The organism is Streptomyces sp. NPDC001568, assembly GCF_042893755.1.
GTDB lineage: Bacteria > Actinomycetota > Actinomycetes > Streptomycetales > Streptomycetaceae > Streptomyces.
Genome location: NZ_JBIAVF010000005.1, coordinates 116,307 through 137,294 on the forward strand (window position 1 = coordinate 116,307; position 20,988 = coordinate 137,294).

The following is a 20,988-nucleotide window of genomic DNA, read 5'->3' on the forward strand; positions in this document are numbered from 1 at the left end:
AAGCCGATGCCTTCCCGCCCTTCCTCGCCGCGCTGGGACCGCAGGGGATTCCTCACCCTCGCCGGCGGCGCCTTGCTGGCCGCCGCCGGATGCGCCCCCCAGAGCACCAACGCCGCCCATTCCGGACCCGTGGGAGAACTTCCCACCGGGCCGCCGCCCCCCGGCACGAAACTCGCCGTGGCGGTGAGGACCTCGCAGATCCAGTTGGCCACCTCCGGACTCGACAAGGAACTCCCCTTCGAGGTCTCCTCCTGGATCAACCTCAACGCGGGCCCCGACATCATCCAGGGATTCCGGGCCCGGTCCATCGACATCGCGAGCAATGCGGGAATTCCGCCGATCCAAGCCGACGCCATCGGGGTGAAGGCCCGGATCGTCGCGGTGCAGGAACGCCCCAATCCGACCTACGTGTTCGCCACCGCACCCGGGTCGGCCATCACCACCGCCGAGGACTTCAAGGGCAAGAGGATCGCCTTCTCCCAGGGCCAGGCCCAGGGCGTGGTCGTCCTGCGGGCCCTGAAGAAGGCCGGACTCGCCAACTCCGACGTCGAACTGGTGGCGCTGCCCAGCACGCAGTTCCTCACCGCACTCCAGTCGAAGCAGGTCGACGTCGCGCCCCTCGGCGAACCGACCCTGACCAAGTACCTGACCCAGTACGGCAAGGACGGAGCCCGCGGCGTACGGACCGACGTGGTGGACCTCCTCACCGTCCTCTGGGCGCCCCTCGAGGTCGTGAACGACCCCGCGAAGGCGGCCGCCGTACGCAGCTACGTCGCCCTGTGGGCGCGGGGCGTGGTGTGGGCGGCGGAGAACGCCGACCAGTGGATCGACGCGTACTACGTCAAGGACCAGGGCGTCAGCGCGGCCGACGGCCGGCGCATCGTCGACTCCCTCGCGAAGCCCGTCTTCCCGGTGAGCTGGGACAAGGCCATCGCGTGGGAGCAGGAGACCGCGGACCTGATGGCCGAGGGCGGCTTCGTACCGAAGACCGACGTGAAGGCGCTGTTCGACCGGCGCTTCGAAGGTATCGCCGCGGCCGCCGTACCCGCCGGATACCGGGAGGCCGGGGCATGAGCGGAGCCCTGACGGGCCCGCGCGTGCGGGCACCGGAGAACGAAGCGGTGAAGGACCGCGCCACCGCGACCGACGGGCCGCCCGGCGGACCCGCGAGGCTCCCCGACCCACCACTGCCCGGACGGCGCCCGGTGACCCGTAGGGCCCGGCGGCTGGGGCCCGGCCGCGCCGTCCCCTTCGGCCGCCTCCTGGGTCCCGCGCTGCTCGTCGCCGTCTGGTGGGCGGCGTCCGCGGGTGGGTTCCTCGACCCGCGCATCCTGTCCGGCCCCGATGTCGTGATCAGTACGGCGGCCGAACTGGTCGCGGACGGCCGCCTCCAGGGCAACGTTCTCGTCTCTCTGCAACGGGCTGGTCTCGGCCTGTTGTTCGGAGTCGTCGCGGGGGTCGCGGCCGCCGTCCTCGCCGGGTTGAGCCGCACCGGTGAGTACCTCGTGGACGGACCGTTCCAGATCAAGCGCGCCATCCCGTCCCTGGCGATGCTGCCCCTGCTCATCCTCTGGCTCGGCATCGGCGAGCAGATGAAGGTCACCGTCATCGCCCTCGGCGTCGCGGTCAACATGTACATCAACACGTACGCCTCGCTCACCAGCATCGACAACCGTCACGTCGAACTCGCCGAGGTGCTCGGTCTCAGCCGCCGGCGCTTCCTGCGCAAGGTGGTCCTCCCCGGCTCCCTGCCCGGCTTCTTCGTCGGGCTCCGGCTCGGCGTGACCTCGGCCTGGCTGGGCCTGATCGTCGTCGAACAGATCAACGCCACCAGCGGTATCGGTTACATGATGTTCCAGGCCCAGCAGTACGCCCAGTCCGACGTGATCATCGTCGGCCTGGTGGCCTACGGGATCTTCGGCTTCTCCTCCGACGCACTGGTCCGCGCGATCGAACGGAGGGCCCTGTCATGGCGCCGTACGCTGGCCGGCTGACCGAGGACCCGGCCGTACGGGCCCATGCCCCGGCCGCGGTGCGCACCAGCCGACTCGTCCGCCGCTTCGGCGAGCGGACCATCCTCCAGGAACTCGACCTCACCCTCGGCGCGGGCGAGTTCACCGCCCTGCTGGGCCGCAGCGGCTCCGGCAAGTCGACCCTGCTGCGGGCGGTCGCCGGCCTCGACCACGACGTCGCCGGATCCGGCGAGCTCACCGTTCCCGAGCGGGTCTCCCTCTCCTTCCAGGACTCCCGACTGCTGCCCTGGCTACGCGTGCTGGACAACGTCACCCTCGGACTGCGCGGACCCGGCGTCCGCGAACGCGGAGTACGGGCCCTCGCGGAGGTCGGCCTCGAAGGCCGTGAACGGGCCTGGTCGCACGAGCTGTCCGGCGGCGAACAGCAACGGGCCGCGCTGGCCCGCGCGCTGGTGAGCGACCCCGAACTGCTGCTGGCGGACGAGCCGTTCGGCGCGCTGGATGCCCTGACCCGCATCCGCATGCACGGACTGCTGCGCGAACTCTACGAACGTCACCGCCCCGCGGTCCTCCTCGTCACCCACGACGTGGACGAGGCGGTCGAACTCGCCGACCGCGTCCTGGTCCTGGACCGCGGCCGCATCTCGGTCGACCTCGCCGTCGACCTGCCCACCCCGAGGAGCCGGCGCCACCCGCGCTTCCAGGAGTACCGCGACACCCTGCTCGCCGCCCTCGGCGTGTCCGAGCAACCAGCCCCGACCGTCCCGACCGCCCCGGCCGGGACGACCGCCCCGACCGTCCCCGCCGTCCCGGCCGGACACACCCACCCCGCCGACCACCATCAGAAGGACGCCCCCGATGCCGGACACCCCTGAGCGCAAGCCCCTCCACCTCAACGCCTTCCTGATGTCGGTCGGCCACCACGAGGCGTCCTGGCGGCTCCCCGAGAGCCCGGCCGACGGCGGCACCGGCATCGCGCACTACCAGCACCTCGCCCGGATCGCGGAGCGCGGCCGGTTCGACTCGGTGTTCCTCGCCGACAGCCCCGTCCTCCAGGGCGACCCGGGGCGGCGGCCGTCCAGCAAACTGGAGCCGACCGTCCTGCTGACCGCCCTGGCGGCGGTCACGAGCCGGATCGGACTCATCGCCACCGCCTCCACCAGCTACAACGAACCCTTCAACCTGGCCCGCCGGTTCGCGTCCCTCGACCACGTCTCGAACGGCCGCGCCGGATGGAACATCGTCACCACGGCCGGCGCCGAGGCCGCCCGCAACTTCGGCCTCGACGACACTCCGCTGCACCACGACCGTTACCGGCGGGCCGCCGAATTCGTCGAGGTCGCGACGAAGCTCTGGGACAGCTGGGCCGACGACGCCGTCCTCGGGGACAAGGAGACGGGCGTCCACACCCGGGCCGACCGGGTCCGCCCCGTGGAACACCGCGGCGAGTTCTTCCGCGTCGACGGCCCGCTCAACGTGGAACGCTCCCCGCAGGGTCACCCGCTCCTCGTGCAGGCGGGCTCCAGCGAGGACGGCAAGGAGTTCGCCGCCCGCCACGCGGAAGCCGTGTTCACCGCACAGCAGACCCTCGAGGACGGGATCGCCTTCTACAAGGACGTCAAACGCCGGGCGCTCGCCCTCGGACGCGACCCCGACGGCATCAAGATCCTCCCCGGCATCGTCCCCGTCATCGGCGACACCGAGGCCGAGGCCCGCGAACTCGACGCCGAACTGGACCGGCTCATCGTCCCCGAGTACGCCAAGCGGCAGCTGGCCCTGCGCCTCGGAATCGCCCCCGACGCACTCGACCTCGACTCCGAACTCCCGGGCGACATCCCCACCGAGGACGAGATCGAAGGCGCGAAGAGCCGCTACACCCTCGTCGTCGAGCTGGCCCGCCGCGAACGGCTCACCGTACGGCAGCTCATCGGCCGCCTCGGCGGCGGCCGCGGGCACCGCACCTTCGCGGGCACCGCGCAGCAGGTCGCCGACACCATCGAGCACTGGTACGACAACGGAGCCGCCGACGGTTTCAACATCATGCCCGCCGTCCTCCCGTCCGGGCTGGAGCGCTTCGTGGACCGCGTCGTCCCGATCCTCCAGGAACGCGGCCTGTTCCGCACGGAGTACACCGGCACGACCCTGCGGGAGCACTACGGCCTCCCGCGCCCCGCCAACCGTCTCTTCGACGGTCCCGCCCCCCACGCCGCCCACCCCGGCACCGACCTGGTGGAGGCCCGGTGACGGGCTGTCCCACCACCACGACGGAGCCGGCCGCTGCGCACGACGCGGCGGCCGGTCCCGCCGCCGGCCCACCGACCGCGGGCTGGGCGCGACGGCTCGTCGGCTACGCCCTGCGCCACCGCACCGACCTGGTACTGGCCTTCGCGGGCGCCGCCGTGGCGGCCGTCGCCACGGCCGTGCTGCCGCTCGTCCTGCGCCACGTCGTCGACGACGTCGCATCCGAAGTCGGCCCGGACGGTGCGGTTCTCGGGCCCTGGATCCTGCTCCTGGCGTGCATCGGAGCGGTCCGCTTCGGAGCGTCCTTCGTCCGCCGCCACCGCTCGGGACGGCTGTCCCTCGGCGTCCAGTACGACCTGCGCAACGACGCCTTCGCGGCGCTCCTGCGGTTCGGCGGACCCCAGCAGGACAGCCTGCGCACCGGGGAGGTCGTGAGCCGCTCCATATCCGACATCACCCTCATCCAGACCCTGCTCCAGTTCCTCCCCAACCTGACCGGCAACGCGCTGATGTTCTGCGTGTCCCTCGTCTTCATGGCCTGGCTCTCCCCGCTCCTCACGGTCATCGCGCTGATCGTGGGGCCCGCCCTGTGGATGATCGCCCTGCACAGCCGCCGCACCCTCTTCCCCGCCAACTGGCACGCCCAGCAGGAGGCCGCCGAAGTGGCGTCCACCGTGGAGGCGACCGTCACGGGAGTCCGCGTCGTGAAGGGCTTCGGACAGGAACGCCGCGAACTGCGCGGGCTCGAAGAACGCGTCCGCGCGCTCTTCGCCTCCCGACTGCGCGTGGTCGCCTTCACCAGCCGCTACAACCCCGCGCTGCAAGCCGTACCCGCCCTCGGACAGGTGGCCGTCCTCGCGTTCGGCGGCCGGCTCGCGATGGACGGCCGCCTCTCGCTGGGCACCTTCCTCGCCTTCACCGCCTACCTGGGCGCCCTCGTCACCCCGGTACGCCAGGTCGCCACCCTCCTCACCGTCTGGCAGCAGGCCCGGGCCGGCGCCGAACGCGTCCTGGAGGTCATCGACGAGGCACCCGTGATCGCCGACGCCCCCGGGGCGCACCCCCTCGGTACCGCCGCCCCCGCCCTGGCCTGGCACGACGTGACCTTCGACTACGACGGGGCCGCCCCGCTCCTCTCCGGATTCACCCTGGACGTCCGCGCGGGCGAGACGCTCGCCCTCGTCGGTCCTGCCGGGTGCGGCAAATCGACCGTCGCCGCACTCCTGCCACGGTTCTACGACCCCCGGACCGGCACGGTGTCCGTCGGCGGCCACGACGTCCGCACCCTCACCCTGGACTCCCTCCGGTCCCGGATCGGCTTCGTCTTCGAGGAGAGCCTGCTCCTGGCCGACACCATCCGCGCCAACATCGCCTACGGGATGCCCGACGCGACCGACACCCAGGTCCGCGAGGCGGCCCGGATCGCCCGCGCCGACGAGTTCATCGACCGACTCCCCGACGGCTACGACACGGTCGTCGGCGAACAGGGACTCACCCTCTCCGGCGGTCAACGCCAGCGGGTGGCGCTCGCCCGCGCCCTCCTCACCGACCCCACCGTGCTCGTCCTGGACGACGCCACCTCCGCCCTCGACGCCCGTGTCGAAGCGGAGATCCACGCCGGACTGAGCCGGTGCGACCACCGCCGCACCACGCTCGTCGTCGCCCACCGCGGCTCGACCCTGGAGCTCGCGGACCGCGTCGCGCTGATGGAAGCCGGCCGGATCGTCGACATCGGCACCCCCGACGAACTGCGCGGCCGCTCGGCCCTCTTCCGGTCGCTGCTGGCCGCCCCGGTCGCCCCCGACGGCACCCGGGGCCCCGCCCCCGCGCCCCCTCCCGCCGCCCCGGCCGGCGCGGTCACCGAGGAACTGTGGCGACGCCCCGACGGCCCGGGCCCCGCACACCACGAGGGCACCGCGGTCCGGGCCGCGAACGCCCTCGCCGTAGCCGCCGCGTCCGGTCCCGGCCGCGGCGGGCCGGGTAGCGGCGTCCTCGGCTCCGCCCCGCCCGCCCCCGAACTGCTGGCCGCCCTCGCCCGCGTCCCGCTGCCCGCCGCCGACCCCGACGTGCCGCTCGCCCGAGCGGTGGAGGGCGACCCCGCCTTCCGCCTCGGCTCCCTGCTGCGCCCCTTCCGGATCCCCCTGCTCGGCGGGCTGCTGCTGGTGGCCGCGGACGCGCTCGCCCAGATCGCCGTACCCGTACTCGTCCGGTACGGCGTCGACAGCGGGGTCACCGGCCGGGCCAACGGCGTCCTCCTCGGAGCCGCCGCCGCGGCGGCGGTGGTCGTCGCCGTGAACTGGCTCATCGGAGTCGCCCAGGTCCGCACCACCGGCCGCACCGGCGAGCGGCTCCTGTACACCCTGCGGGTCAAGACGTACGCCCAGCTGCAACGACTCGGCCTCGACTACTACGAACGGGAACTCGCCGGCCGGATCATGACGCGGATGACCACCGACGTGGACGCCGTGTCGAACTTCCTCCAGACCGGCCTCATCACGGCCGTCGTCAGCCTGCTGACGGTCCTCGGCGTCCTGGTGTCCCTGCTGCTCATCGACGCACACCTCGCCCTCGTCCTGTTGGCCGCGCTGCCCCCGCTGATCGTGGCGACCGCCCTCTTCCGGCACTACTCGGTCCCCGCCTACCTGGAGGCCCGTGAGCTGATCAGCGCGGTCAACGCCTGCCTCCAGGAGAACGTCGGGGCCCTGCGGGTCACCCAGGCGTTCCGCCGCGAGGAGCGCAACGCCGAGGACTTCGCCGCCCTCGCCCGCGGGTTCGCCGCCTCCCGGTTGCGGGCCCAGCGGTACATGGGCACCTTCTTCCCGTTCGTCGAGTTCCTCGGCACCCTCTCCACCGCCGCCGTCCTGGCCGTCGGAGCGGGCCGGGTGGCCTCCGGCGGACTGACCGCGGGCACCCTGATCGCGTTCCTGATCTGCGTCGAGCTGTTCTTCGCGCCGATCCAGCAGCTCTCCCCGGTCTTCGACGGCTACCAGCAGGCGGTCGTCGGCATGGACCGCCTGCGCACCCTGATGCGCACCACCGCCGGCACCCCGGCGGCGCCCGAGCCGCGGCCCGTGCCGGCCCTGCGCGGGGAGATCGAGTTCGACGACGTGTCGTTCCACTACACGGGCGGCCCCGGCCGCGACGTGCTGCACGGCATCCGGCTGCGCATCGCCCCGGGTGAGACCGTCGCCCTCGTCGGCACCACCGGTGCGGGCAAGTCCACCGTCGTCAAACTCCTCGCCCGGTTCTACGACCCGACCTCCGGAACCGTCCGGGTCGACGGCCACGACCTGCGCGAACTCGACCTGACCGGCTACCGGCGCCGCCTGGGCATCGTCCCGCAGGAGCCGCACCTGTTCGGCGGAAGCGTCCGTGACGCCATTGCCTACGGACGCCCGGACGCCTCCGACGCGCTGGTCGAGGCCGCCGCCCGGGCCGTCGGGGCCCACGAGATGGTGGCCTCGCTCGCCCACGGCTACCTCACCCGGATCGGGGAACGCGGCCGGGGACTCTCCTCGGGGCAGCGCCAGCTGTTGGCCCTGGCCAGGGCCGAGCTGGTCGACCCCGACATCCTGCTGCTCGACGAGGCGACCGCCGCCCTCGACCTCGCCACCGAACGGCGGGTCACCGCCGCCGTGGAGGCACTCACCCGGCGCCGCACCACCATCGTGGTCGCCCACCGCCTCACCACCGCCGCCCGCGCGGACCGGGTGGTGGTCCTCGACGCCGGGACCGTCGTCGAGGCGGGGACCCACGACCAACTGCTCGCCGCACAGGGGCCGTACCGGCGCCTGTGGGACGCCTACCGGTCGGGCGGCGCCGACGCGCGCACCGTCACGGCCGACACCCTCACCGATCAACTAGTCAACGGGAGCGCACGATGACCGACCACCGCCTGCTCGGACGCACCGGCGTCAAGGTGAGCCCGCTGTGTCTGGGCACCATGATGTTCGGCAGCCGCGGCAACACCGATCACATCGACAGCGTCCGCATCATCCACCGGGCCCTGGACTCCGGCATCAACTTCGTCGACACGGCCGACGTCTACTCGGCGGGGGAGTCCGAGACCATCGTCGGCAAGGCCCTCGCCGGCGGTCGCCGCGACCGGGTGGTGCTGGCCACCAAGTTCCACGGCAGCCTCGGCGCCGACCCGAACGAACAGGGCAACAGCCGCCGTTGGATCATCCGTGAGGTGGAGAACAGCCTGCGCCGGCTCGGCACGGACTGGATCGACCTCTACCAGGTGCACCGGCCCGAGCCGGAGACCGACTTCGACGAGACGCTGGGCGCCCTCAGCGACCTCGTGCACCAGGGAAAGATCCGCTACATCGGCACCTCCACCTTCGAACCGTCCGCGATCGTCGAGGGCCAGTGGATCGCCGAACGCCGCGGCCGCGAACGCGTGGTGACCGAGCAGCCCCCGTACTCGTTGCTCGCGCGCGGCATCGAACGCGAGGTCCTGCCCGTCGCCCAGCGGTACGGGCTGGGCGTGCTCAGTTGGAGCCCCTTGGCCGGTGGCTGGCTCTCCGGCCGCTACCGCAAGGGCGCCGAACAGCCCGCGTCCAGCCGGATCGACCGACAGGCCGCCCGCTTCGACATCGCGGATCCCGAGAACGCGGCCAAGCTGGACGCCGCCGAGGCACTGGCCCAGCTCGCCGAGGAAGCGGGACTGACCCTGGTGCAGCTGGCCTTGGCCTTCGTACTGGAGCACCCCGCCGTCACCTCGGCCATCATCGGCCCGCGCACCTTCGAGCAGTTGGAGAGCCAACTGGGCGCCGACCGGGTGAGGCTGAGCACCGACGTCCTCGACCGCATCGACAAGATCGTCCCGCCGGGCACCAACCTGTCGACGCGGGACGCCGGTTACGTCCCCGCGTCGCTGTCGGACACGGAGCCGCGCCGCCGCCCGCGCGGCTGACCGTACCGGCCGGCTCACCCCACCGACACCGCCGCGATCCTCCGGTTCCCGCCCGGGCGCGGGCGCACGACGGCTACTTGACCGCGCCGGCGGTCAGGCCCGAGCGCCAGAAGCGTTGGAGCAGGAGGAACGCGGCGACCAGGGGGACCACCGCGACGAGCGAGCCGGTGATGGCCAACGCGTACATCTCGGGACTCTCGGCCACCGACAGGTTCCACATGTGGAGTCCGAGGCTCACGGGGTAGAGGTCCTTGTCGTTCAGCATGACCAGCGCGCCGTAGAAGTTGTTCCAGCTCGCGGTGAAGGAGAAGAGGAACAGGGTCACGAACCCGGGTGCCAGCATCGGCAGCGCGATGGTGCGAAACGTACGGACCTCCCCGGCTCCGTCCACCCGCGCCGCCTCGATCACCTCGTACGGGACGTAGCCCTCGGAGAACACCCGGGCGAGGTAGACACCGAACGGGTTGACCAGGGAGGGGAGCAGCAGCGCCCAGTAGGTGTTGGAGATGCCGGCCTTCGAGGCGAGCAGGTACATGGGCAGGGTCAGGACCGCTCCCGGTACCAGGACACCGGTCAGGACCAACCCGAAGAGCTTCTCCTTGCCCGCGAACCGGTACTTGTCGAAGGCGTACCCCGCCGCGATCGAGATCAGGGACGAGAGGACCGAGCCGACCACGGCGTACAGCAACGTGTTGAGCAGCCAGCGCCCGTAGATGCCGTCGTCGTGGGTGAAGACCGCGTGCAGGTTCGAGAGGAGGTTGAACTCCCCGAGGGCGAAGCCGCCGGTGCCGAAGAGGTCGCGGCGGTTCTTGGTGGCGGCGATCAGCAGCCAGCTGACGGGCATCAGGGTGTACAGCGCCAGCACGGCCAGCACCGTGTTGACGGCCACCTTGGAGGCCAGGGCGCGCGGGACCCGCGGCGGGCGGGAGGCGGGGGGACGGCCGGTCGTGGCGCGGGCCCGGCGGTCCGGGCGGCGGGTGACGGTGTCCGCGCTCATGATTCCTGCCACCGCTTCCCCGTCCGGGTGACCACGAAGGAGAGCGCCCCCGCCACGAGGGCCAGGAGCAGCGACGCGGCGGCCGCGCCCGCGTGGTCCTGGTCGACGAAGGCCTTGCTGACGATGTACATGGTGGGCGACCAATCGTTGCCGAGGGCCTGTGCCCGGGTGGAGAGCAGCTGAGGCTCGGTGAACAGTTGGACGGCGCCGACGCAGGTGAACAGGACCGTCATCACCACCGAGGAGCGGATGACGGGGACCTTGACGCGCAGGGCGATGCGCCAGGCGCCCGCCCCGTCCACCGTGGCGGCCTCGATGACCTCGCGGGGCACGGCCTGGAGCGCGGCGAAGAAGATCACCGTGTTGTAGCCGATCCACTGCCACACGGCGATGTTCACCATCGACGCGAGGGAGTTGCCGGGTGAGAAGAAGTTCCAGCTGCCGCCGGCGGCCTCGATCCAGTCGATCACCGGGCTGAGACCGGGCGTGTAGAGGTAGATCCAGATGATCGCGGCGATCAGTCCCGGTACGGCGTGCGGGAGGAAGAACGCGAGTGGGAAGAACCGCGTCGCCCGCGCGTACGCCGAGTCGACGAGCAGGGCCAGACCGAGAGCCCCGCCGATCATCACGGGTACGTAGACCAGGCAGTAGGCGCCGACGTGCAGGAACGAGCTCCGGAACACCGGGTCGCCGAGGACGGCCGTGTAGTTGGCCGCTCCCGCGAACGTGCGCTCCACGCCGCCGAACCCGAGGCCCGAGGACCGCTCCCGGAACAGGCTCGTCCATCCCGCGTACATCACGGGTGCGACCGTCACGAGGGCGAACAGCACGAAGAAGGGGGCGAGGAACAGGACCACGGCGCCGCGCTGTTGGCGGCGCAGCGGGTTGCCGGCCGTAGCCGGGGCGGGGGCCGGGGTGGGTGAGGTCGGTGCCACGGGAACGCTCCTTGGCCGTGCGTGCGGGTCCGGTGCGGGAGGGGCCCGGGGGCGGCGTCGCCGGGGCAGGGGGTCGTGCCGCCGGCCGCCCCCGGGGGCTCAGCCGGCGAGCTTGAGGCCGCGGCCGGTGATCGCCGTCGCCGCCGATCGCTGTGCCTTCACCAGAGCGCCGGGCAGCCCGCCCCGCGCGGCCTCGTCCTTGAAGTCGGCGCCGACCGTGCCCCAGACGGGGCCCCAGGTCCAACCGGGGACGATGGTGGCGACCTGCGCACCGGTCAGGGCGTACAGGTCCTGGCCGCCGAAGTAGGAGGTGTCGAAGGCCCGCGCCGCCACCTCGGCCATCGCGGGGTTCGCGGGCAGGGCGCTGCTCGGGCTCTTCAGGGCGCCGATGCGGGCCCGCATCGAGGCCGGATCGGTGGTCATCCACTGGACGAACTCGGCGGCAGCCGCAGCGTGTTGACTGCCCCTCGTCACGGCGAAACTGGTGCCGCCGTACATCCCGCTGGCCGGGGTGCCCCAGTGGGGGATCGGGGCGACGCCCCACTTGCCCTTGAGGTCGGGCATGGCGGCGATCATCGGGCCCGCGCTCCACGAGGCGCCGATGACGCCGACACTCGTCCCGTCGGCCCTGGACCTGCTCTCCTCGGGCGTGCCGGCGCCGTGGCGGAACACGAGGTCGTCGTCGAGCATCCCCTGCCAGAAGGCGGCGACCTTCTGCGAGGGGGCGTCGTCGATCACCGGCTTCCAGGCGTCGCCCTCGACCCGGAACCACTGGGCGCCGGCCTGCCAGGACAGGGTCGCCTGGAGCGGGGCGTCGGTCGGGAACGAGCCGATGCGCGCGGCGGGGTCGGCGGCCTTGATCTTCTCGGCGGCCGTGCGGTACTCGTCCCACGTCGTCGGCACGTTCACGCCGTACTTCTCGAAGAGGTCCTTGCGGTAGAAGTACATCTGCGGGGTGGCGTCGAAGGGGACCGACCAGGTCTTGCCGCCGAAGGTCACCAGGTTCTGCACGCCCGCCGGGAAGCTCTTCGCGACCAGCCGGCCGGAGGATGCCGTGAGGTCCTTGAGATAGCCCTGGCTCGCGAACTCCGGCACCATGCTGTACTCGACGGTCGTCACGTCCGGTGCGTCACCCGCCTTGATGGCGTTGCTGATCTTGCTGTAGCCGTCGGGGCCGCCGGGTATCTGCGAGAACCGCACCTGGACGTCCGTGTGGGTCCTGTTGAACTCGGCGGTGGCGGCCTCGGCCCCGCTGGTCCAGGTCCAGTACGTGAGGGTCACCGGTTTGCCGCCGTTGCCGCCGCCCGCGGCGGACGCCGCGGGGGAGTCGGAACCGGCACACGCGGAGGCCGGCAGGGCGAGGGAGAGCGCTGCCACAATCGCACCGCAGGCACGCAAGGACTGGGACGTCATGTGATCTGCTCCTTGGCGAGTGGACTGAACGGCTTGAATCATTCGCCCCCACAAGATGAACGTCAAGACCGTATGACCAAGTGGTCAATATGATCAGTTGGAGGGGGCGGTGGACGCGTTCGGGTGTCCGTGCGCGGGAGTTCAGGCAGTACGGGTCAGGTCCTCGCGGAGCACCGGGTGCGCGAAGGGCAGGCCCGCGGCGTAGCGGGCGATCTCCCCGATCGCGGAGTCGGCCATCCGGTGCAGCTCGTTGCCCATCGACCCCGCGACGTGCGGCGTGAGCACCACGTTGGGCAGGTCGTACAGCGGGGAGCCGGCCGGCAGGACCTCCGGTTCGGTGACGTCGATGACCGCCTGGAGCCGGCCGGAGGTCAACTCGGCGGTGAGCGCCGGCCCGTCGACCAGCGAGCCGCGCGCCGTGTTGATCAGGGTGGCGCCGTCACGCATCAGCCCCAACCGCCTGCGGTCGATCATCGAGCGGGTCTCGGGCAACTCCGGCGCGTGCAGGCTGACGACGTCCGACACCCGGCACAGCTCGTCGAGTTCCACCGCGCGGGCCCCGAGGAGCGCCGCCCCCTCCTCGGTCACGTACGGGTCGTGGAGCACGAGTTCGAGGTCGTACGGGCGCAGGAGTTCGACCACCCGGCGGCCGATCCGTGAGGCCCCCACGATGCCGACGGTCCTGCGGTAGTTGCCCGCCTGCCCGTACCACAGGTGCCAGTCGTGCCGCCTGCCGCGCACGTGGCGGTACTCCTCGCGGACCTGCATCACCCGTTTGTTGGAGAGCAGGACCATGGCGACGGTGTACTCGGCCACGGGCAGCGAGTTGGCGTGCGCGGCGGAGGAGACGGTGATGCCGCGGTCCCAGCAGGCCTCGGTGACGAAGTGTTTGACGGAACCGGCGGCGTGCACGACGGCCTTGAGGCGTGGCGCCCCGGCGAGCGCCCGGGCATCGATCGTCGGAGCGCCCCAGAAGGTGAGCAGCACCTCCGCCTCGGCCAGGGCCGCGGCGATCCCGGGTGCGGTGAAGTCGGCCGCGACGACGTCGAGATCCGACGCGGCGACCCGGAGCAGGCGCCGGGAGCCGGCCTCGTCGAGCAGGCGGGGAAGGAGATCGGGGTCCATCGCGAGCAGGGTCCGCGGACGGCGACCGGGCATCTGGGTGCTCCTTGCGGCTGAGTGAGGCCGCGCCGACTCTATGGAGCCGGATTCCGATCGTCAAGATCTATCAATCACAAAGCGCTATTCGCTCAAAACGATCGTATGGTGTTCATCGACGGCTCCCCTCGGGGCACGACTCGTCGGTCGTGAGGCCCGATCAGTTCATCTCCGCGGCAACGCCCGACCGCGGCCGGGTCCGCGTGCCCCAGCGCGCGAGAGGGGGGCCGGCGGCGCCCAGCGCCGCGAAGAACGACGCCAACAACAGCCACCCCGTGGTGCCGAGGCCGAGCACCACCGTGGTCAGGACGGCCGGGGCAAGGGCTTGGCCCGCGTCGAAGCCGAGGCCGAGGAGTCCCTGGTACTGGCCCTGGGCGTGGTCGGGGGCGAGACCGAAGCCGAGGGCGAAGCCCGCCGAGGACTCCCAGACCTCGGCCAGGCTGTGGACGAAGATCGCCGCCAGGACCAGTCCCGCCGCCGCCCACACCGGGGTGTACGCCGCCAGCGCCATCAACGGGCAGCTGACGAGGAAGAGCAGCCCCGCGATGCGAAACGCCCTGCCGCCGTCGTGCGGGGTCTCGATCCGGGAGCCGATCCTGGTCTGCATCAGCACGCAGAAGGCGGCATTGACGGCGAACAGCGCGGCGATCGTCCAGCGCGGCGCTTCGGTGTGTTCGGAGATCCAGATCGGCAGGAGCAGGGAGACCACCGGGTATTGCAGCCCCATGGCTCCGTAGAGGGCGGTGAACGTCAGGAACGGGCGGTCCGAGAAGGCGATCCAACGACGCTGCCGCGGCGGCGCCGGCAGCACCGGGTAGCGGGGCAGGAGGAGCAGGAGCGCCGCGCACAGGGCGAAGCTCGCGGCGTTGCCGAGGATCAGCGTGACGTAGGCGCCCCGGGTGTCCGCGGCCAGCGCCGCACCGGCACCCACCGTTCCGAGGACGACGCCCAGGTTGACGAAGGTGCGCAACCGCGCCCGGAACAGGGCGGGGCGGTCACCCCCGACCCGGACCACCAGGGCGCCCCAGGCCGCCCCACCGGCCGCCGCGGCGATCCGGTCGACCGTCGCGATGATCGTGAACGCGGCCCAGCTCTCGACGAGGACGAGGGCCGCCATCGACAGTGCCTGGACCGCGAGGGCCACCATCATGATCGTGCGGGCCCCGCGCCGGTCGGCGAGGTGCCCTCCGGGTATCCCCGCGCACAGGCCGACCAGCCCCGCTATGGTGAGGGCGGCGCCGACCTGTACCGCGGGCAGGCCCACGACCAGGGTGAAATAGAGCGCCGACGCCGCGTTGAACAGGCCGTTGCCGACCCGGTTGACGAAACTGGCGGCGATCAGCACGCGCTCCGGCCCGCTGTCCCCCACCACACGGCTCATCCGGCCCACCGAGCTGTCCTTGATCATGGACGGCAGGCTAACAACGGTCCCGGAACCCGCCGCGGCCGAGTAGGGTCACACGCCCCGTCGCGCCGTTGCGACGTTGCCCCGTTGGCCGCTATCGGCGCGAGGGCGTGTCCGTTCGGGCCGCGCGGAGCAACTGGACCCGCCAGTTCGTGCGGGCGTCCGCCGGGTGGGCCCGGATCCGGGCCGTGAGTCCCGACCGGAAGTCCCGTACCAGCTCGTCGGCCGCACCGCTCGGACCGTCGGCGCCTCCCGGAGCTTCGGTCGTCGGGAACAGCGACGGGCCGAAGGCTGCCATGAAGGAGGCCGTGACCTCCCGCGCGTACGCGTCGAGATCGCCGTCGCGTCCGTACCGGTCGTGCAGGGGGTCCGGCAGTACGGCGAAGGCCTCCTCCTCCAGCCGGTACCAGTCGCTCGCGGGACCGCGCCGCAGCGGGTCCAGGAACTCGGCGGACGTGCGGTTCCACGTCGGCACCGTCATCGCCGCGAACCGGTCGGAGCTCAGCTGCCCGTCCTCGATCCGTGCCCGCAACTCCTCGACGACCATGCCGAAGAGCCCTTCCGCGCCACTCGCCCCCTCGTCCGTGGCCGCTCCGCCGACCACCACCAGCCGCCCGCCCGGGGCGAGTTCGACGGCCCGGTGGCGCAGGAAGTCCCGCCAGTCCGCAGCCGACCGCTCGCGCAACGCCTCCCGTACGGCGCCCGTCGCCCCGGAACAGTAGACGTGGTCCGGAATCGGCTGGGGGACGTGCGACAGCCAGTGCACGGCGATCGAGCTCCAGGCCAGGTGCAGTTCCCCGGGAGGGAACAGGGGCGAGAAGAACGAACGCGCCTCGGCGTACGCGAACACACCGGGCGCCGCCGGGTAGGCGTCCGGGGCGGCGAGGGTCTCCACCAGCGCGTTGAAATCGTTGCCCCGGATGTCGGTGTGGGTGACCGCCACCGCGATGCCCGGCGCCCGGCCGCGGGCACCGGCCACGACGCGGGCCATCGGCTCCAGCGCGTTGCCACCCGACGCACACCCGAGGTCGGCCACCCGCAGGGCCCGCCCGTCGTCCGGCAGCGGGAGCGCCGCCACCGCCCGGTCGAGCATGCCGAGCGCGGTGCCGATGCCGACGTGCTGCGCCGCCGAGTGCCGGCCGTATCCGCTTCCCATCACCCCGGGACCGCTGCGCACCACCCACACCTCCGGACGTCGACCTCCTCGTGGCCGTACCACCACCCTAGGCCGGGCCCGGTTCGGGTCGCATCCGCGTGAGGGCGGCGATCAGGGCCGCGCCTCGCCTCCGAGCAGGGCGCGGGCGACCGCGCGCAGTCGGGCGTCGGCGTCGGTGCTGCGGCGGCCGGTGATGCCGGAGCGGAACAGGGCCGACCCCTCCATCAGCATGACGAAGACCTCCGCCCGGTGGCGCGCGTCGGCCGCCGACACACCCGGTGCGTGGTCCCGGACGTACGAGGCCACGTGCGAGGCGTACCGGTCGTAGAAGGCGCGGACCGCCGAGGCCGCCTCCTCGTCGTGCGCGGCCAGGGCCCAGACCTCGGTGAACAGCCGTACCAGACGCGGATCGTCGTGGTCGGAGAGGACGCCGTCGAGGAGGGCGTCGAGCGCCGCGTCCAGCCCGGTGTCCAGCCCGGTGTCCGGTCCGGGGTCGGGCCCGGGTTCGAGGCCGGATTCCTCGTCGGGTTCGGCGTTCGCCGTGCGGGCGGTGTCGGTGAGGTCGGTGACGCGTTCCAGGGACGTGGTGAGGACCCGGTCGAGGAGCGCCGCCAACAGGTCGGCGCGGGCCGGGAAGTAGTACTGGAGGTGACCCAGGCGGACGCCGGCCTCCTCGGCGACCGCCCGCAAGGTGAGTTCGGAGCCGCCGGCGGAGGTGAGGACACGTTCGGCGGCGTCGAGGAGGGCCGCTCGGCGCTGCTGCCCCTTGGGGGTGGGTCCCGGGCTCACGCGGCGGCCCGCGTCCCGGCCCGACCGTTCCCGGCGCTCCGCTCGTGGGGTGCGTCCCGTCCCTCGGGACCCGTGCCCGAGTCCCCGTCGAAGGTGACCTCGACGCCGTGCGCCGCGAGCAGGCCGAGCGCGCGAGCCGGATCCGGATGCTGTTCCGGGAAGGCCAGGCCCCGGGGAGCTGGGGAGCCGTCCGTGCCGAGGACGCGGCGCAGGCCCAGCACGGCCCCGACCGCCGTCAGGTGGTGCTGCCCGAGCGGGTCGGCGACGGTCGCGGTGCGCGAGCGCCCGCCGTGGCCGACGTCGACGCGCAGCCGGGCCGTGCCGCCCTCGCCCGGCGAGTGGAGGAGCGCCCGGCGGGCCGGGGCCCAGCGTTCCCCGTCGGCCCAGCGGAAGAAGCCGGTGCCGCGCAGCGCGAGGAGCGCCCGGGTCGCGGCCGGGGAGCTGAACCCGATGCGGGTGGCCGCGGTGGCGGTGCCGAGGGTCAGGGGCAGGGTGTACTGCTCCGGGGTGTCGATGCGGGCGACGCGCACGGAGGTTCCGTCGATGCGGACCGTACGGGACTCCGTCATCGGGGCCGCGAGCCGGCGCCTGCCGCCGTCGACCACCTCGAACGCCACGCCCAGCCGGTCCATGAACTCCACGGAGTCCGCGCCCGCCCGGTCGGCCATGTCCCAGCGAATGGCGATCTCGACCCGCTCCGCGCCGCCCAACTCCTCGGCCAGGGCGGCCGCCACCAGGCTGCTGACCCCGCCCATCCAGGCGGAGGACAGCAGCACCGGCGCGGTCGGACGGAGCAGGGCCGCGACGGTGACGGCCCGTTGCAGCCGGCCGGTCCACCGGGTGATGTCGACGTACGGGACACCCGCTGCCGCGGCGGCCAGCAGCACCCGGTCCTCGGGGTCGTTGACCGAGCTGATCACGGCCCGGACGCCCGCCCGGAACGGGGCCGGGTCCGCCAGGTCCCAGGCGCGCACCTCGCTCCCGGTCTCGGCGGCCAGTGCCGCGCCCCGGCCCGGCGTGCGGCCGGTGAGCAGGGTCGGGGTGTCCCCGGCCAGGATGCGTGCGATCTCGGCACCCACCGTGCCGTACCCGCCGGTGATCAGTACGGGTCCGGACGGGTCATGGCGCAGCTCGTCGATCGATTCGGTGATCATGAGCCCTACTTTAGGTCAGGCGACCTAGAAAAGCGACCGGGGGGCCGTCAGAGCGACCGGGGCGGCTGGGTCGCCCAGAAAGCGCACTGGTGGTCCGCCTCGAACGACGTGCTCGTGCCCGTCGCCCCCGGGGTGAGGGTCAGGACGCTCGCGCCACCGGGGGTCGCCCCGGCCCGCGGCCACACGGCCGAGCCCGGCACGAACGGGGCGCCGAAGCGCGCGAAGGCACCCCAGTAGCGCTTCATCCCGGTCGCGAGGGCGACCTGGTCGGGCGACAGGGGTCGGTCCCCCATGGTGAAGTCGTGCAGATAGGCCAGTTCGGCGCTGTGGGAGTTCGACTGGTCCAGCCCCGGGACCTGGGCCCCCGCGAGAGTCGGTGAGTTCGGATCGTCGAACTCATAGGCGTACGTGGGTACGTGTGCGGCGAAGCGGCCGGCCGTCCACGCCGTGTGGCAGGCGAACGTGGAGTCGGTCATGACGGCCGAGAGCGCCAGGTACGGCGAGCCGTGGTCCGCCACCGGATACCGCGCGAGGACCTCCGGCCCCGCGGCCCCGTACCGGGCGAGGACCTGAGCGGCGTACTGCTCCGCCGTCAGGTGCGGCTGCGTCAGCGCCACGAAGAATCGGGCCTCGGAACGAGTGCTGCCGATCAACACCGGCACCTTGTTCCAGGCCCCGCTCCCGATGGCCCGCGCCGGCGCGATCGGGAGCAGCCCGTCGCCGGACGCCGGGCCCGAGGTGGGCAACGTACGGGCCGCCTCCACCATGGCGGCCCCCGACGCGGCGCGCAGGCACCGCGCGATCCGCGCCGCCTCGGTACAGCCCACTGCCACCGCGAACTCACGTGCCTGCGCCTCGGCTCGGGCGGCATCGGGCGTGCCCGGTAGCGAACACGGCCCGCTCTGGAGCACGGCCCGGTGGAACAGCCCGGCCGCCGACGGCGCCGCCAGCAGCGCACAGACGGAACCACTGCCCGCCGACTGCCCCGAAATCGTCACGTTCTCGGGGTTCCCGCCGAAGGCGCCGATGTTCTCCCGCGTCCAACGCAGCGCGGCGATCTGGTCCATCAGCCCGAACGACCCCGAACGGTGGACGTTTTCCGCGCCCAGTTCCGGTAGGCCCAGGTAACCGAGCTGTCCCAGACGATAGTTGATGCTCACCACCACGCTCTGCGTGAGCCCGGCCGTCGTCCGGCCGCCGAACTGCGTTCCCGTGCCCTGGCTGTACGCACCCCCGTGCATCCAGAGGATCACCGGCAGCCGCGCCCCCGGACGGGCGTCGCGCGGCCGGTACACGTCCAGGTACAGGCAGTCCTCGTCGGCGGCAGCGGGGTCGCGCAGCCCGAACGGCGAGAACTGCAAACAGGCGGGAGCCTGCCGGACCGCCTCCCGCACCCCGGACCAACGGGGCGCGGCCCCCGGCGCCCGCAGCCGCGCGGCCCCGACCGGGGGAGCGGCGTAGGGGACACCGAGGAACTCCTGCGCCCCGTCCCGGTCCTGCCCGCGCACACCACCCTGTGCGACGGCGACCACCGGCCGGGACGAGCCGACGGGCAGCGCGGCGGCCGGCACGGTCGGGGCGAGCAACGCCAACAGTGCGAGCGTCGCACCGAGCAGGCGGCGAGCGGCGACCGAGCGGATCAGTCGGCGGCGCGGCCGATCTCCGGGCCGATGTCCGGGCAGTTTCCCGGGACGTTCCACCATTCGTCGCCCGGGTCGTTGCGCGCGTGTTCCCACGGTTCTCATCAAGGATCGCTTCACGGTCCGTCCTCCTCGCGTGCTGATCCGGCCCGGGGCGGTGGCGGTGGTACGGAGCGCCCCGCCACCGCCCCCGGCCGGCGGGTGGGTTACGGGCGGAGCCCGGCGAGCAGGACGGAGGTCACGGCGCGGTCGGCCGTGCCGGTGTTCCAGTCGGCGTTCATCGGGCTGACGGCGATCCGGCCCGCGGCCACGGCCTCCAGGTCACCGCCCTTGGCGGCGGGCCGCAGGGACACCTTGACCGTCACCTTCCAGGTGCCGTCGCCGGCGTCGGTGAAGTCCGGTTCCAGGACCGTCTGCGGGTCCTGGAAGGTGGCGGCGACGCCGGCGGCCGTGCCCTTGCCGTCCGCACCGATGACGGGGTGGTTGACGTTCAGGCCCACGCCCTTGGGCAGCAGCGGACCGGACCGGGCGCGGGCCCGCAGCCGATCGATCAACTTCACGGCGAAGTCCATCGTGGGAACCATCGCGTTGACGGTCGTCACGGGGTCGGGCGCGGTCAGCCCGCCGGTGCTCAGCGCGATGGCGGGCACCCCCGACTCCAAGGCGGTGACGGCGCCGCCGACGGTGCCGGAGTGGGTGGCGAGCCCGGCGACGTTCGGACCGAAGTTCGTACCGGAGACCACCAGGTCCGGAGCGCGGCCCGCGAAGACCTCCGCCAGCCCGAAGGCCACCGAGTCACCGGGCGTCCCGTCCACGGCCCACACCTTCGGCTCCGGATGTCTCACGGTGACGGACGGGGCGTTCATCATCTTCGTACCGGTGCCGCTCTGGTTCGTGAGCGGGGCGACGATCGTGACGTCGTGTCCGGCCGCGGTCAGGCGCTCGTAGGCCTTGCGGATGCCCGGCGCGTTGTAACCGTCGTCGTTCGTGAGCAGGATGCGCAGCGGCCCGGTGGGCGGGCCCTGCGGTGAAGCGGTGGCGGGCGCCGTGCCCGCCAGGGCGGGCGCGCACAGCACCAGGGCGGCCAGCGGCAGTACTCGCTTGCGTCTCACGGAGTGCTCCTTCGGGGAGGGACGTGCGGGGAGGGACGTGCGGGACGGAAGGACGTCGAGGGTGCGCCCCGGGCAGGGTGGGGACCGGCGGGCGGGC

General features: G+C 72.7%; 16 protein-coding genes. 6 read left to right on the top strand and 10 right to left on the bottom strand.

Annotated elements, in window-relative coordinates:
* Positions 1-6: 6 nt before the first annotated feature.
* The 6 genes from ACFY0I_RS10930 to ACFY0I_RS10955 are packed head-to-tail and all read left to right on the top strand — an operon-like array spanning position 7 to position 9,132.
* Positions 7-1,074 (top strand): ABC transporter substrate-binding protein, encoded by a 1,068-nt coding sequence (locus tag ACFY0I_RS10930; RefSeq protein WP_388893035.1) that lies wholly within the window; start codon positions 7-9, stop codon positions 1,072-1,074.
* Positions 1,071-1,994 (top strand): ABC transporter permease, encoded by a 924-nt coding sequence (locus ACFY0I_RS10935; RefSeq protein WP_388893037.1) that lies wholly within the window; start codon positions 1,071-1,073, stop codon positions 1,992-1,994. The genes ACFY0I_RS10930 and ACFY0I_RS10935 overlap by 4 nt, the downstream gene beginning before the upstream one ends.
* Positions 1,970-2,848: an ABC transporter ATP-binding protein gene (locus ACFY0I_RS10940; protein ID WP_388893039.1), complete on the top strand. Its 879-nt coding sequence runs from the start codon at positions 1,970-1,972 to the stop codon at positions 2,846-2,848. The genes ACFY0I_RS10935 and ACFY0I_RS10940 overlap by 25 nt, the downstream gene beginning before the upstream one ends.
* Positions 2,832-4,217, top strand: coding sequence for an LLM class flavin-dependent oxidoreductase (locus ACFY0I_RS10945; RefSeq protein ID WP_388893041.1), 1,386 nt, complete (start codon positions 2,832-2,834; stop codon positions 4,215-4,217). Before ACFY0I_RS10940 ends, ACFY0I_RS10945 begins: the two co-directional genes overlap by 17 nt.
* Positions 4,214-8,098 (top strand): ABC transporter ATP-binding protein, encoded by a 3,885-nt coding sequence (locus tag ACFY0I_RS10950; RefSeq protein ID WP_388893043.1) that lies wholly within the window; start codon positions 4,214-4,216, stop codon positions 8,096-8,098. The genes ACFY0I_RS10945 and ACFY0I_RS10950 overlap by 4 nt, the downstream gene beginning before the upstream one ends.
* Positions 8,095-9,132 carry an aldo/keto reductase gene (locus ACFY0I_RS10955; protein WP_388893045.1) on the top strand — a complete coding sequence of 346 codons (1,038 nt, stop codon included), beginning with the start codon at positions 8,095-8,097 and terminating at the stop codon, positions 9,130-9,132. The genes ACFY0I_RS10950 and ACFY0I_RS10955 overlap by 4 nt, the downstream gene beginning before the upstream one ends.
* 73 nt (positions 9,133-9,205) lie before the next feature.
* On the opposite strand, the gene ACFY0I_RS10960 is transcribed toward ACFY0I_RS10955, so the two are convergent.
* From ACFY0I_RS10960 to surE, 10 genes are all read right to left on the bottom strand, one after another.
* Entirely contained in the window at positions 9,206-10,129 is a 924-nt protein-coding gene (locus ACFY0I_RS10960) for a carbohydrate ABC transporter permease (RefSeq protein ID WP_388893047.1), read from the bottom strand.
* On the bottom strand, positions 10,126-10,926 hold the full coding sequence (locus ACFY0I_RS10965; RefSeq protein WP_388893574.1) for a carbohydrate ABC transporter permease: 801 nt from the start codon (positions 10,924-10,926) through the stop codon (positions 10,126-10,128). The genes ACFY0I_RS10960 and ACFY0I_RS10965 overlap by 4 nt, the downstream gene beginning before the upstream one ends.
* Before the next feature lie 237 nt (positions 10,927-11,163).
* The gene (locus tag ACFY0I_RS10970) at positions 11,164-12,477 is read right to left on the bottom strand and encodes an ABC transporter substrate-binding protein (RefSeq protein WP_388893049.1); all 1,314 of its coding nucleotides are present in this window, start codon (positions 12,475-12,477) and stop codon (positions 11,164-11,166) included.
* A gap of 141 nt (positions 12,478-12,618) precedes the next feature.
* Positions 12,619-13,635, bottom strand: coding sequence for a hydroxyacid dehydrogenase (locus ACFY0I_RS10975; RefSeq protein WP_388893051.1), 1,017 nt, complete (start codon positions 13,633-13,635; stop codon positions 12,619-12,621).
* A gap of 160 nt (positions 13,636-13,795) precedes the next feature.
* Positions 13,796-15,043 carry an MFS transporter gene (locus tag ACFY0I_RS10980; protein ID WP_388893053.1) on the bottom strand — a complete coding sequence of 416 codons (1,248 nt, stop codon included), beginning with the start codon at positions 15,041-15,043 and terminating at the stop codon, positions 13,796-13,798.
* Positions 15,044-15,134: 91 nt separating this feature from the next.
* Positions 15,135-16,217 carry a hypothetical protein gene (locus ACFY0I_RS10985; protein WP_388893055.1) on the bottom strand — a complete coding sequence of 361 codons (1,083 nt, stop codon included), beginning with the start codon at positions 16,215-16,217 and terminating at the stop codon, positions 15,135-15,137.
* Positions 16,218-16,307: 90 nt separating this feature from the next.
* Entirely contained in the window at positions 16,308-16,985 is a 678-nt protein-coding gene (locus tag ACFY0I_RS10990; protein WP_388893057.1) for a TetR family transcriptional regulator, read from the bottom strand.
* A complete protein-coding gene (locus ACFY0I_RS10995) occupies positions 16,982-18,139 on the bottom strand; it encodes a saccharopine dehydrogenase (protein ID WP_388893059.1) in 1,158 nt (385 codons plus the stop codon). The genes ACFY0I_RS10990 and ACFY0I_RS10995 overlap by 4 nt, the downstream gene beginning before the upstream one ends.
* 47 nt (positions 18,140-18,186) lie before the next feature.
* Positions 18,187-19,842, bottom strand: coding sequence for a carboxylesterase/lipase family protein (locus ACFY0I_RS11000; RefSeq protein WP_388893061.1), 1,656 nt, complete (start codon positions 19,840-19,842; stop codon positions 18,187-18,189).
* A 143-nt stretch (positions 19,843-19,985) separates the two neighbouring features.
* Positions 19,986-20,891 (bottom strand): 5'/3'-nucleotidase SurE, encoded by a 906-nt coding sequence (surE, locus tag ACFY0I_RS11005; protein ID WP_388893063.1) that lies wholly within the window; start codon positions 20,889-20,891, stop codon positions 19,986-19,988.
* Positions 20,892-20,988: the final 97 nt, after the last annotated feature.